Origin of the sequence: Alicyclobacillus kakegawensis NBRC 103104 (assembly GCF_001552655.1) — a bacterium.
Taxonomy (GTDB): domain Bacteria; phylum Bacillota; class Bacilli; order Alicyclobacillales; family Alicyclobacillaceae; genus Alicyclobacillus_G; species Alicyclobacillus_G kakegawensis.
This window is the reverse complement of sequence record NZ_BCRP01000002.1, coordinates 177,895-190,104: the sequence shown is the minus strand read 5'-3', so window position 1 is coordinate 190,104 and position 12,210 is coordinate 177,895. Positions and strand designations below refer to the sequence as shown.

The 12,210-nt window shown below is 64.2% G+C and carries 14 protein-coding genes; 1 reads left to right on the top strand and 13 read right to left on the bottom strand.

Translation table 11 applies throughout. The annotated features are described in order from the left end of the window. Positions 1 to 81 precede the first annotated feature (81 nt). Genes AK2_RS02410 through AK2_RS02400 form a run of 3 tightly spaced genes read right to left on the bottom strand, consistent with a single transcriptional unit; the run spans position 82 to position 3,810 of the window. Complete coding sequence (locus tag AK2_RS02410; protein ID WP_067931002.1) at positions 82 to 1,605, bottom strand: ComEC/Rec2 family competence protein; 1,524 nt, start codon at positions 1,603 to 1,605, stop codon at positions 82 to 84. Then, complete coding sequence (locus tag AK2_RS02405) at positions 1,602 to 2,717, bottom strand: transglutaminase domain-containing protein (RefSeq protein ID WP_157076190.1); 1,116 nt, start codon at positions 2,715 to 2,717, stop codon at positions 1,602 to 1,604. Before AK2_RS02405 ends, AK2_RS02410 begins: the two co-directional genes overlap by 4 nt. A 46-nt stretch (positions 2,718 to 2,763) precedes the next feature. Continuing rightward, entirely contained in the window at positions 2,764 to 3,810 is a 1,047-nt protein-coding gene (locus tag AK2_RS02400) for a ComEA family DNA-binding protein (protein WP_067930999.1), read from the bottom strand. Between the two features lie 198 nt (positions 3,811 to 4,008). Between AK2_RS02400 and mntR the strand changes: the two genes are divergently transcribed. Continuing rightward, a complete protein-coding gene (gene mntR / locus AK2_RS02395) occupies positions 4,009 to 4,437 on the top strand; it encodes a transcriptional regulator MntR (protein ID WP_083520790.1) in 429 nt (142 codons plus the stop codon). Positions 4,438 to 4,480: 43 nt separating this feature from the next. Here the strand turns inward: mntR and AK2_RS02390 are convergent, their stop codons facing one another. The 10 genes from AK2_RS02390 to AK2_RS02345 form a co-directional block, all read right to left on the bottom strand. After that, positions 4,481 to 5,218 (bottom strand): class I SAM-dependent DNA methyltransferase, encoded by a 738-nt coding sequence (locus tag AK2_RS02390; protein WP_067930993.1) that lies wholly within the window; start codon positions 5,216 to 5,218, stop codon positions 4,481 to 4,483. Further along, entirely contained in the window at positions 5,215 to 5,562 is a 348-nt protein-coding gene (gene rsfS / locus AK2_RS02385; RefSeq protein ID WP_067923024.1) for a ribosome silencing factor, read from the bottom strand. Before rsfS ends, AK2_RS02390 begins: the two co-directional genes overlap by 4 nt. A gap of 16 nt (positions 5,563 to 5,578) precedes the next feature. Then, positions 5,579 to 6,181 carry a bis(5'-nucleosyl)-tetraphosphatase (symmetrical) YqeK gene (yqeK, locus tag AK2_RS02380; RefSeq protein WP_067930990.1) on the bottom strand — a complete coding sequence of 201 codons (603 nt, stop codon included), beginning with the start codon at positions 6,179 to 6,181 and terminating at the stop codon, positions 5,579 to 5,581. 60 nt (positions 6,182 to 6,241) lie between these two features. Beyond that, positions 6,242 to 6,823, bottom strand: a complete 582-nt coding sequence (gene nadD / locus AK2_RS02375) for a nicotinate (nicotinamide) nucleotide adenylyltransferase (protein ID WP_083520769.1) — start codon at positions 6,821 to 6,823, stop codon at positions 6,242 to 6,244. Between the two features lie 36 nt (positions 6,824 to 6,859). Then, positions 6,860 to 7,720: a shikimate dehydrogenase gene (gene aroE, locus AK2_RS02370; RefSeq protein WP_067930984.1), complete on the bottom strand. Its 861-nt coding sequence runs from the start codon at positions 7,718 to 7,720 to the stop codon at positions 6,860 to 6,862. 46 nt (positions 7,721 to 7,766) lie between these two features. Then, entirely contained in the window at positions 7,767 to 7,979 is a 213-nt protein-coding gene (locus AK2_RS02365) for a hypothetical protein (RefSeq protein WP_067930981.1), read from the bottom strand. A 117-nt stretch (positions 7,980 to 8,096) separates the two neighbouring features. Further along, complete coding sequence (gene yqeH / locus AK2_RS02360) at positions 8,097 to 9,272, bottom strand: ribosome biogenesis GTPase YqeH (protein WP_067930979.1); 1,176 nt, start codon at positions 9,270 to 9,272, stop codon at positions 8,097 to 8,099. After that, entirely contained in the window at positions 9,269 to 9,808 is a 540-nt protein-coding gene (locus AK2_RS02355) for a YqeG family HAD IIIA-type phosphatase (RefSeq protein WP_067930976.1), read from the bottom strand. Before AK2_RS02355 ends, yqeH begins: the two co-directional genes overlap by 4 nt. A gap of 69 nt (positions 9,809 to 9,877) precedes the next feature. After that, positions 9,878 to 10,579, bottom strand: coding sequence for an RNA polymerase sporulation sigma factor SigK (sigK, locus tag AK2_RS02350; RefSeq protein ID WP_067930973.1), 702 nt, complete (start codon positions 10,577 to 10,579; stop codon positions 9,878 to 9,880). A gap of 45 nt (positions 10,580 to 10,624) precedes the next feature. After that, a complete protein-coding gene (locus AK2_RS02345) occupies positions 10,625 to 12,154 on the bottom strand; it encodes a peptidoglycan D,D-transpeptidase FtsI family protein (RefSeq protein WP_157076189.1) in 1,530 nt (509 codons plus the stop codon). Between the last annotated feature and the right edge of the window lie 56 nt (positions 12,155 to 12,210).

The following is a 12,210-nucleotide window of genomic DNA, read 5'->3' as shown; positions in this document are numbered from 1 at the left end:
CAGTGTGCCACTTCGTGGCGCGCTATGTACGACCGTTCCAGAGTACGAGTATAGCACAGTTTGAGGAGCAGGTAAGAATTATTATCGATTCTTGTCGACGGACGTCCATACCTGCACCGCGAATTTCCGTACCTGAGGGGAAAGCAACAGCAACACGTACCAGGCGGCGATGAGCGACAGGTTTCCCACTTGCGCCTCCACCAAAGCCCCTGGCAGATTCGCCACCCACCGTGTCCACTGCAAAAACACGTGCAGCAAAGCCAACGTCACGGTGAGTAATCCTCGTGCCAGAAGAACCGTCGGTGCCACCTGAGGCAACAGGGCGAGAGCGTCTGTCACGGTCGCCAGCGGCAGGAGCAGGGTGAGCAACGGCTCAGCCAGGAGATTGGCGAGCAGCGCGTAGGGTGTCAATTGATGGAACACAAGCAGCGTGAACGGGGTCAACCAAGCCTCCACCATCAGACATACCCAGAGCGCCTCCAACGCCTTTGCCCACAGGCGCTGGCGCAGGCCGCGACCAGCGACGCGGGGAGCATGGGAGAGGGCGTGCTGAATGGCAGCGGTCGCGGCAAAGGACAACCACGCGCTGAGGCCCAGGAGCGTGGAGGGCTGCCAGATGGCCATGGCACAGGCGGCCACCAGCATACCATCGAGGGTCTTCGGCGCCCTGCCCCAGGCCACGCCCACTTCTCGATAGGCCGCCATCAGAGCCGCCCGCACAATCGACGGCTGCCCGCCGCACAGCCGAGTGAATTCGCACAGGAACGCAAGCTTTACCACGTAAAACGGAAGGCTGTGCGGATACAGCCAACGCAAGGGGCGCAACAGGAGCGACAGCGCGGACAGCAGCAACACCACATTGGCGCCGCTGGCCGCCAGCACGTGCAACAAGCCCGCACGGAGGAACTCCTGGTGCAGGTCGGACTCCACCTGCCCGTTGCCGAACACCAGGCTGTCGAGCAGCGGTACGTTGCCAGCCTGCGCGGACGGGACGAACTCCGCCAAACGTTCATCCATTCTGCTGTGCAGCCATCCCTCGAGCGAAGGAGACGGCGCGCTCAACTGCCGAATGCGCCCGCGAAAACCGTATTCCGGCGGCTGCCAGGGTAGGAGAGGGCGGCTGGGTGCGGTCAGCACCCCCGCCAAGGCCACCTTATCCCCGGGTTGGAGCGGATGGCCTGGGTTATCAGCCGGCCACAAAACGGTCACTTGACACGGCTCCCACACGCTGGCATCCGCCACCGCGCGCAACCGAGTCACCTCTAAGCTCCACAGAGGGCCGCCGCGGCTGGCAGTCACCTGCTCAAGGACTCCCTCTGCCAGCACAGGCTGCCCGAGCCACGCGTTTATCCACACCGGGCGCTGGGTTTCGCGCCAAGCACCGCAAGCGAAGGAAAGAGCAGAAATGGCCATGCAGACGCAGAGCCACGCGGCATAACGCCGCTTTTGCCTCAACAGTCCAACGACCAGACAGGCCATCAGGCCCAGAGTCGCGGCGATTGCAGGCAGCTGCCTTGAGGCCGCCCTTCCCTCGACGAAAAATCCGCAAAGGATAGCGACAATGACGAGACACAGGAGCCCGCGCCAACGCCCGATTCGAATCAATGCGCCCCCTTGATTTCAATAGAATGGGTCAGAATATGCGTAGACCAAAAACCGGGTGGGTCAAACCACATGTCCTGCTCAGCGCCCCAAGTGGTGTCCAGCGCCAGCCAGCGGTGCTGCTGGGCGTCCCAAACCTCGTTCCAGGCATGGGGACCGTGCTGCTGCGCGGTGCCACCGACTCCCTCGTCAATCTTGACGGTCAACCCCACCGCATGAGCCATATCCGCGTACAGCAGCGCGTAATCGGCGCATACCCCCTTGCCGGTGGTCAACGTCGTCAAAGGGCTCTGCTCGTCCCAGCGTCCATGGTAGACATAGTCGTCGTACTTCTTCCAGTCGTAATGCACATGGTGAATCTCCCACTCGTACAGGTCGTACGCTTTCTCTCTGTCCGTCTGGTCCCCGCGCGTTACCCGTTCTGCCAATTGAGCGATTGGCTTTTGCACCACCAATACGCCCTGGCTCTCGTCGCCACCCACCGGCACAGCGACCAAGTTGATGTTTTCTGTCAATGGCCGCAGAGCGTCCTGGCTGAGCACCGGAATCTCGCGGCTCATCAGCGGTCTCAGCCAGGGTTGATAGACGGTTTTTTGCAGCCATTGATACGGCGGCGACGCTTGCGCCCATGCCTCCACGGTGGGCATGCTCAGATACTGCAGGCCCAAGAACAACAGCCCGCCCAGCGCCACGCACCGCACAGCGCCGATAGCACCGCCCATCAGCCCGCCGAGGATGCGGTTTTTCCGCAATGGTCTCGGGACGATGCGTACAGCCCCTCGCGGCAAGACATCCAACCAGCCACGAATCAGGCTGGCGGACAGCAAAAAGATCAGCACGAACGCCAACCATTGAGCCGTCCCCGGCGCCTGCTGCCAGAACTGCACAAGCCGCGCCAGTAAACCCGGCTCCGCGTCGGGACGGGCGCCCATAACCAACCCATTCAGCCGGTTGCTGCCCCACCAGGCGAGGCTCAATGCCGCCGCTCCGACGACAAGCGAAACGACCAGCGCCACCGCATGGCCACTCTCATATGCCAGCCCACGGCGGACCCCAGCCCATATTGAGAATACGACAACCGCTGCCAATCCCGCGGTCACCCAGTTGATATCCACGCCACTCCTCCTCGTCTGTCTCCGATGTCTGCGTGTACGTCCGTTCTCATCCCCGGTCCGGGTTTGCCGACACGTACAGGTACGGCTTCAGGCGCGCCAGCGTGGCCGGCCCGATGCCGGGCACGCTGTCCAAATCGTCCACGGAAGCGAACGGCCCATGCTCCTGCCTGTACTGCACGATGTCCGCGGCGCGGGCGGGTCCCACACCGGGCAAGGTTTCCAGTGTGGCCACGTCCGCGGTGTTCAGATCCACCTTGGCCACATCGGCGCTGCCGCCCCCGGCAGCCGCGGAAGTTTTGTTCGAGACCCCGGCCGGCTGCTCTCCCGCTGCCGGTTCTGCGCCACTGGCGGGTGCGCCCGGGCTGTTGGCCGCTTGTGTGGATGACCCCGCGATTCCGGAAGACCCCTGATGGCTGTGGGCGTCAGGAATGACGACCTCCTCGCCGTCGTCCAGCAGCTCGGCCGCGTTCACCACCGCCTGGTCGGCGGCGTGGCGGTAGCCTCCCGCCGCCCGCACCGCGTCGCCCACGCGGGAGCCGGAAGGCAGCGTGTACACCCCAGGCCGCTTCACATCCCCATGTACGTCAATTATAATTTGGTTTCCCGAATCAGAGTTCAAAGCATGGCTACCAGTTTTTTTCGCTCCGCCCGCCGCTTGACCAGAAACACCATTGTCGGGAGTCATCGACAAGCCGGAGCCCAACGCTCCCGCGAGGTAACCGACAGCCAGGAGAACCAGCGTGAATGCCAGCCACCCGGCGGCCCGGTGCAAACGGCGGCCGGCATGGCCTTGCAGGACGCCTTGCACTCGCTGTCCACCGTGACTGCGCTGCTCGGGAATGACATGCCCATCCGGCTCCACGCTGCCCGGAGCAGCCGTGTCGTCCTCCCAAACCTCCTGTGTGATCCAGGGAACGTCAAAGATCCGCATATCGGCTTCTGCACTGACCTTTGGACCCGCGGCCCCGGAGACTTCATGGGCTGGGTGTCGGCCACCCGATTTGCCCTCATGCCAACCCGCTTCTGCGGCCTCCCATTCCCGCTGCTTCGCCTGCCAGATTGATAGGACGGGTTCGTCCTGTCGCTCTCCCATCCAAGACCCTCCAGCTTTTTTGTCCAGAGATTCGGCCCGCGAGCGAGAACTCCTGTTTTCCCGGCGGCAAGAAGCATATCCCTTTGCAGAAATCGACGCATAGATTGCCGATGAGCGCTCGTATGTGTAAGATAAAGGGGCACATGCCCGGTCCACGGACGGGGCCCAGTGGGGGTTATAAACTTGTTGACTCCGAGCATGGAGGATTACCTAGAAAAGATATACGAGTTGATGAACGAAAAGGGCTACGCACGGGTTTCAGATATCGCTTCGTCGCTGGATGTGCAGCCTTCCTCGGTGACAAAAATGTTGCAAAAGTTGGATGAAAATGACTACGTGACGTACGAGAAGTACCGCGGCATCGTTCTGACCTCCCGCGGGCAGCGACTGGGCAAGCTGATGAAGCAGCGCCATCACCGCCTGGCCGCCTTCCTGCGCATGCTGGGCATCGATGAAGACATCATCCAGAAAGACGTGGAGGGTATCGAACACCACGTCAGCCCGTGCACCCTGGACTCCCTGCAGTCTCTGGTGCTGTTCTTCGACGAGCACCCGGAGTGCCTCAAAGGTTTTCAGGCGTTCCGCGAAAGACGACGCCAGGCTGGCGCTGACGCCGGCGACGTCTAGGCGCAGGACTCACAGGGGAAGCACCCACGGGAGCCGCACGAGCCTACCCCTCACGGATGGCCCGCACGATCCAACGCTCGGCCTGACTCACCGGTGAGCGGCCAAAATCCCCCAGCACCTCGACTTGCGTGAAGCCGCACTCCTGAAGCAAAGCGCGCACCTCCTCCTGCTCATAGAAGCGCTGCTGGTGTTCCTCCACGATGCGCCGATAGTCGCCGTCCTCCTGCCGCAAAAAGGCGTGCAATTCATATTGGACGAGCCTGTCGGCCGCGACGGTGCTGGTGAAGATGACGGCCGCCTCCTCGCCCAAGTCATAAGACAGGCCGCCCGCCAAGGCGGCGACACGGCTCGGGCCTATCAGATCGAAACACAGCCACCCAGACGGGACAAGGTTGCGCCTGGCAGCCAGCAGAGCGCCGCGAAAGTCGTCCGGATCGGTGAGATAATTGAAACTGTCACAGGTGGACACCAATAGGTGGACCGGCTCCGGCAGGCGCAGGTCACGCAGGTCCTGGAGCAACCACCGCACCGGCACGTGCAGCTCCCGGGCCCGCTCGTACGCCACCGCCAGCATCGCCTCCGACGCATCCACGCCGACGAGACGTTTCACCCGCGGAGCCAGGCGAACCGTGAAGCGGCCGGTTCCGCAGCCCAGATCGGCCGCCGTCTTGTCTTTGAGATCCGGAATCTGGCCATCCAGCCAATGCAGCCAGCAGTCATCCGGGGCATCCGTCATGAACCGGTCGTACACGGACGCCAGCTCTGTGTAAGCTCGGTTCATGCCAGCGGAATCTCCTTGGCATCGCCCCACAGCCGTTCCAAGTGATAAAACTCCCGCTCTTCCGGGCGAAACACGTGGACGACAAGGTCGCCGAAGTCGATGAGGACCCAGCGTGCCTCGTCCAACCCTTCGGTGCCCTTGCAGTCAACACCCATCTCCGCCAGTTTATCGCGGACCGCCCGCGTCACCGCTTCGACCTGAGTGCCCGAACGAGCCGAGCAGATCACAAAGCAATCCGCGATTGGCGTCAGCTCATGAATATCAAGCGCCACGATGTCTTGCGCCTTCTTATCGGCGGCCGCGTCGGCCGCGGCCTTCGCCAATTCCAGGATGGATGTTGGCATGCACGTTCCTCCCTATTCACACATGATTGGCGTCTGTATGAGGCGGTGTGTTCCCGGTTGCCTGGACCTGCCGCCATAGGTCGTTGCGGGCAGCGACCGTGCCCGGGTAGATGGCCGCATGGCGCACAATCAAATACTGGATGGTGGCGTCAAATGACTCGGCCAAGGCCCGCGTCAGGTCCCGGCGCGCCAGCTCCCGCAGGTGCTCGACCTGCGGGTAGCGGCGTGTAGGTTCCACGGCGTCGGCCAAACACAGCACGCACTCCAGGCGGGACATGCCGATCCGCCCGGTGGTGTGATAAAACACGGCGTTGTGAATGTCTTCATCGGCGATGCCGAATTCGCTTACTGCCAGGTGTGCCGCCACCGGGCCGTGCCACAGCTCGGGGATGACCATCATCTCCTCCGGCAATCCCATCTTCTCGACCACCGCCAACAACCTCTCTGGCGGCCACTCCCGAGCATAGTCGTGAAGCCAGGCGGCCAAACGCGCCTGCTCCACATTCACGCCGTGGCGCAGAGCCAGCTCTGCCGCCGTCGACACCACCCCCTGCACGTGGGCGAAGCGGGCGGGTGAGAGCGCGCGCTGGACCTTGGCGGCAACATCCGACTCCTTCATCCGGAACCCCCTCCCTGTTCGAGACGTCAACCCTTTTCCATCGTGCGGGTCATGCGGCGGCTACACGGGCGCGTCCGCCCGCTGCCAGACGCGAATGACCCGCTCCGGGACCAGGCCGCAGGCCGATTTGCCCGCCAGCAGTCGCTGCCTGAGCCACGTGGAAGACACATCGACGATGGGCATGTCGATGGCCCGCAGGCGCAGACCGGGCAGCTGACACGACACCCGTTGGAACAACTCTTCAGTCGGGTAGCCGGCGCGGGGCGCGACGAGAAACGGGATTTCCCCCACCAGCCGCTCCGCGCCATGCCACGTCGGCAAGGTTTGCAGGCTATCGGCGCCGATTAGAAACCAAAAGCTGTGCTCGGGGTGACGCCGCCGCAGCTCCGCCACCGTGTCCACGGTATAGGATGGCGGCGGCAGTTCTCGCTCAATCGTGCAAACCAAGAGCCCATCCCGGCCGTCAATCAGCGCGCTGACCATCTCCGCACGCCACGCGAAGTCCTGATGCGGTCTCCCCTTGTGGGGCGGTACGGCCGCCGGCATGAACCAAACTTGGTCGGCTCCGGTCTGTTCCCGCGCCAACTCCGCCATCGCCAGGTGGCCGATGTGGGGCGGATCAAACGTGCCGCCAAAGACGATGACCTCCGTCCTCTATCCCCTCTTTCCCGCGCCGGGTCATAGCCCCAGCGACGCACGCGCCGCCTGGCGCATCACGTCCACCGGGGCGCTGACGCCGAGCCAGAATTCGAACGCCTCCGCTCCCTGCCGCACCAACATGTCCAGTCCGTCCACCCGCTTTGCGCCGCGGCGGGCGGCCTGCCGCAACAGACGCGTCTGCAACGGACGATAGACCATGTCTTGCACGACCTGGCCCGGGTGCAGGCAGGTTTCGTCGTCAATCGGCGACACGTCGTCATGTGGCCACATGCCCATCGGCGTCGCGTTGACGACCAGGTCAGCGGCCGCCACCGCTTGTTCCCGCTCCCGCCACGGCAGCAGGCTTACAGATATGTATTCCTGAAACGAAGCGGCTGTCTCGGCCGCCTTCTGCGGGTTCCGCGCCGTCAGCACCACCTCGGCCGATTGCGCATACAGCGCCAACCCGGCCAGGGCCGCGCGCGCAGCCCCGCCGGCGCCGAGGATGACCACTCGCTTCGGCGCATGCGGCAACACCGTCCGCAAGCTTGTCCACCATCCAGCCACATCGGTGTTGTGGCCGATAACCTCCGGCGCCGCCGGGTCATCCGCGTCGGAGCGGGGACGCAGGCGCAAAGTGTTGACCGCGCCGGCTAAGCGCGCCTCGTCCGAGTGGCGAGGCGCCCATTGGTAAGCGCCTAATTTGTGCGGAATCGTGATGTTGACCCCACCCGCTCCGAGCGCCAACAAGCCGTCCAAAGCGGCCCGCAGGTCCGCGGGCGGCACAGCAAACGCCAGGTACACCGCGTCGATGCCAAGCTCCGCGAACGCCGCGTTCATCATCGCCGGCGATACCGAATGAGCCACCGGCCACCCCAGTAATCCATACAGTTTCTTCATTCCTGTCCTCCCCACCTGGCCGCGAACTTTGCGCGCCTCGGCACGTTCAGCCTCCGGCATCCTCCCATGCGTGAAACTCCAGCACCGCTTCTAGGGTTCCTCCGCATACCCGCAGCCTCACGTCGTGCAGACGGCTGTCCGCGAGTTCCGGGTGCTCCCGGCGCGCCGTTTGCACACACTTGCGAATCTGGTAGAGAAGCTGGTCCACAGGCAACGGATGATCCCGCATGATGGTCACCACGACCTCCCGGCACCCCATGTCGGCTCACGCTCCCCCCGCGTATTCGCCCACGGATGGGCTTAACCTGTGTCCACACAGGCAGCTACCGTAGGTGTATTCGCAGGCGGGAACCGTTATGCCGCCTGGGCGCCGGCGTTAGCGGCGGCTGAGTTGGCCCAGCAACCGCGGCCGCACCGCGACGGCCAGCGGCCTGGGCAACCAGAGATTCCCGCGCAGCGGCCGGCCGAACAGAGCAAGCCAGCCGATGCCGGCCAGCGTGAGATCGGCGCCCTGGCGGCCAAACCGGATGCCCCCGGCCGTCAGTTGCGGCTTTGGCCGAGCCGGAGCGGTCACCTCAAGTGGCTGCAGCGGCCCCAGCCGATGGCGGCACGCCGGACAGGGCACGCGCAGGATGTCGTCGGCGTGCATCTGACCGAAGGTGTCTGCCCGTTCCAGTTTGGTACGGTGCACCGTCAGCCGGTTGCTGACGTAGCACACGACCGGCTGATGATCGCCTTCCACCAAGTCAAAACGGGCAAAGTTGCCAATCCACAGCGACTGCCCGGGATCCAGCTGGTACACGCGCGGGCGCAGCCGCGTCTCCGGCACCGCGGTGGCCAAGCAATCGGCACATAACTGGTCAATCGCACGCCGCCCCTGAATCAATCCGGGGGTATCGACCAGGTGAACCTCACGGCCGCCCTTGGTCGCATACTCAGCTCCCACCAATCCCACTGTCGTGCCCGGTACGCGGGACACGGTGAAACCGGCGGCTTCCGGATAGGTCCCGGCCAACAACCGGTTGAGCAGGGTGGACTTGCCGACATTCGCCATCCCCACCACGTACGCGCGGGATTTCGCCTCCGCCTCAATCCATCCGTCCACTGCGTCCAGTCCCTGCCCCTTGCGGGCGCTGACAAAACAAACCCCCGCCGGTTGCACGCCGGTCGAGCGTACACGTTCCGCCACCCAGCCAGCCAGGGCCTCGACACGCACCTCCTTAGGCAACAGGTCCACCTTGTTGACCACAACCACCACCGGGCTCTTGCCGATGTGTCGGGCGAGATTCGGCACCAAGCTGCCCTCCAGGTCGAACACGTCCAGCACATATAAGACCAAATCCGGGCGCTTGCCGACTTCAGCCACCTGCTGTTCATACTCGGCGGCCGGCACCACCACCGGCGAGAACTCACCATAGTGCGTGATCCGGTAGCAGCGCCGACAGACCGGCTGCAGGCGGGTCAAAGCCGACAATGGCACATACCCGGGCTCGTTCTCTCGCTCACTCTGCAAGGCCACCCCGCAGCCGCTGCATACCAGCTGTTCGCTCATTCACGCCCTCCCTCCTGAATTGGCCGCACCAATCCACGGCGTTCCAGCATCTTGAAAGCCGCCCGCTCGGCCAAGCGCGTCAACCGCGTCCCCCACCATTCCCGATTCGATACAGGCAGCACCAAAATCGTGTAGATGCCGAGGCGGCGGGCGCCGCGAATGTCGGTAAACAACTGGTCTCCCACCATCACCGTCTGCTCGGGCGCAGCGTCAAAACTGGCCATGGCTGCCAGAAAGGCCTGAGGTTTTGGCTTCTTGGCCGCTGGGATGGCGCGCGCGCCCAATTGCTGTGCGAACTCTGAGACACGCGGATGGCGGTTGTTGGACACGATGCATAAATCCATCCCGGATGCCACCACGCGCTTGTACCAGGCGGACAAAGCCGCGGGAACAGCCTCATCGTTCCACGGCACCAGCGTGTTATCCAGGTCCGACAGCAACAAGCGGCGGCCGCCGTCGCGCAGCTTGTCCAAATCTATCGCATAGACGCTGGGCACATATTCGTCCGGCATCAGTTCCATCCACAGGTTGCGCATAACATCCCCCGTCGAGAGTTCGATTTCACTCTAGCACATCCGGCAGCCGCGACCAAGAGGCTCCGTGCCTCAATGGGCCCGGCCCGCACGCATCTGCTCGTAGAGACGGTTGAGGGCCTTGCGCTCAATCCGCGACACGTAGGACCTGGAGATCCCCAGCTCCTGTGCAATCTCGCGCTGCGTTTTCTCCTCCCCGTCCGGCAGTCCAAACCGCTTGCACAATACCTCCCGCTCCCGCTCCGGGAGGTTGGGCAGGTGTTCAAACATTTTCTGCTTTTCCCAAGACAAATCGACCGCTTCCACCACGGCATCCGCGTCCGTCCCCAAGAGGTCGGAGAGTGTCAGTTCGTTGCCCTCCTTATCCTGCCCAATCGGCTCTTCAAGGGAAGTGTCGCGCCGATGCTTGCGGTTGCTGCGCAGGTACATGAGGATTTCGTTGTCGATGCAGCGGGCGGCAAACGTGGCCAGCTTCGTGCCGTACTTGGGGTGATAGCTTTCCACCGCCTTGATCAGGCCGATGGTGCCGATGGAAATCAGGTCCTGTGGGTCTTCGCCCGTGCCCTCATACTTCTTCACCAGATGGGCCACCAGCCGCAGGTTGTGTTCAATCAGCTTGTTTCTGGCCGCCGTGTCCCCGGCCAGCATGCGCTCAGCGTACATCCGTTCTTCTTCAGCGGACAGCGGCTGCGGAAAGGCGTTGTTACGGACGTAGGAGACAAACAGCGAGACATCTTTGAGCACCAGCAGTAAAAGCGTGAACAGTCCCGGCACAGTCCGCACCCCCCTGTTGGCTGCGCGAAGCCCTACGCGCTATCCCTAAGGTATGTCGGCGGGACTGTGAAACTGCCTGTACCACCAGATCAGCTTGCGGACCGCCGTGAACACCTGGTGGTGCGAGGGCGCTTCGGGGGCGTCGAACACTGCCACGCAAAAGGCGATGCGGGGCCGGGAGGCGGGAAAATAGCCGACCATCCAGGCGTGGACACGCCCCGGCTGGGGCAATTCCGCCGTCCCCGTCTTTGCCGCCACTGGCACCGGCAGACTGCCCAGAGCGCGCGCTGTCCCCTCTGGATCTCGCACAGCCGCCCGCATCGCCTGCCCGACGGCATAGGCCACTCCCGGCGACAAGGCGCGCCGGCCGGGCCCGGGCGTCAGCTCTCGCCGGCCCGCCGCAGGCGACTCCAGGTCGATGACCAGGCGAGCGTCCCGGTACACCCCGCCGCGGGCGATGGTGGCTGCCAGATTTGCCGCCTGCAGCGGGGACATGCGGACGTCCTGCTGCCCGATGGCCGTGTTGGCGAGCAGTCCTGTGTCCCGCCGCGGAGCCACAAACACGCGGCCGGGGGCAGCCTCTGCCAGCACGCGCAGCCCACTGTGTGTCTGCAGTCCGGTCCCGTAGAGCCCGAGCCGTTCGGCCATCAGCTGCAGTCCGGCGGGTCCGACCTTAGCCCCCACCAGCGCAAACGCCACATCGCAGGAACCGGCCAACGCTTGCGTCAGCGTCTCGCGACCGTGCGCGCGCCAACAGCGCATACGCACTCCGGCCAACGGGACGGCGCCGGCGCAAAAAAAGCGCGCGTCCGGCTGAAAACGATAGGATTCCAGGGCCGCCGCCATCGTGACCAGTTTGAATACAGATCCGGGCGTTTCCGGCTGCACGGCGTGGTTGCGCCAAGGGTTATACACATCGCGGCTGGCCATCGCCAGCACATCTCCGCTGGCCACATCCAAGACGACCAACGCCGCCCGGTTCGCTCCCGATTCTGCCAGGATAGCCTCGGCCTCGCCCTGCCACGCCGCGTCGACCGTTGTGCGCACATTGATTCCCGGGGTACCCGGGCGCGCATACCAGCTGCCGCGCGTCCGCCCGCGGGCATCCTCCAACCGAGCGACAAACCCCGGCCGCCCCGCGGCCAGCCAGCGGTCAAACGTGTACTCGAGCCCGGAGCGGCCCTGCTCCAACACCGAGCGGCCCGCATCCGGCCAATGGTCGGGCAGCCCAATGCAACCGACGATGGGATTGAAAAGCCCCGAGTGCGCTTCCGTGTGCACCCGCCAGTTCAATCTCGCCCCGTCCGCTGAGGAGAACTGAATCCACCGCTTCACCCCCGACCAGGGCTGGCCGCTGCGAAACAAAATCTGTCCCCGCCCATCGTCCACCATCAACGGGTGGAAGTGCTCGGAGTCCATCCGCCAACGCGCCTCACGCTCGTCCCCAATGCCTGGACTCGCCGCCTGAGGGTTGGCCGCGACGACAAACAGCCGCCCCAACAGGGCGGCCAGGACAACCCACCAAAGCGTCACCATCCACAACCAGCGCCTGCCGTCCACGTCTCGCGTCTTCAACCTCCCGTACGAGACAGGATGCCCGGCCGAGAACCCCTACATTCCCAGCCACATCA

Bases quoted from the DNA above. Each gene is read 5' to 3' on its own strand.
- AK2_RS02400 (WP_067930999.1), bottom strand. From the start codon at position 3,810: ATGGGAGAGCGACAGGACGAACCCGTCCTATCAATCTGGCAGGCGAAG.
- mntR (WP_083520790.1), top strand. From the start codon at position 4,009: ATGGAGGATTACCTAGAAAAGATATACGAGTTGATGAACGAAAAGGGC.
- AK2_RS02390 (WP_067930993.1), bottom strand. From the start codon at position 5,218: ATGAACCGAGCTTACACAGAGCTGGCGTCCGTGTACGACCGGTTCATG.
- rsfS (WP_067923024.1), bottom strand. From the start codon at position 5,562: ATGCCAACATCCATCCTGGAATTGGCGAAGGCCGCGGCCGACGCGGCC.
- yqeK (WP_067930990.1), bottom strand. From the start codon at position 6,181: ATGAAGGAGTCGGATGTTGCCGCCAAGGTCCAGCGCGCGCTCTCACCC.
- aroE (WP_067930984.1), bottom strand. From the start codon at position 7,720: ATGAAGAAACTGTATGGATTACTGGGGTGGCCGGTGGCTCATTCGGTA.
- AK2_RS02365 (WP_067930981.1), bottom strand. From the start codon at position 7,979: ATGGGGTGCCGGGAGGTCGTGGTGACCATCATGCGGGATCATCCGTTG.
- yqeH (WP_067930979.1), bottom strand. From the start codon at position 9,272: ATGAGCGAACAGCTGGTATGCAGCGGCTGCGGGGTGGCCTTGCAGAGT.
- AK2_RS02355 (WP_067930976.1), bottom strand. From the start codon at position 9,808: ATGCGCAACCTGTGGATGGAACTGATGCCGGACGAATATGTGCCCAGC.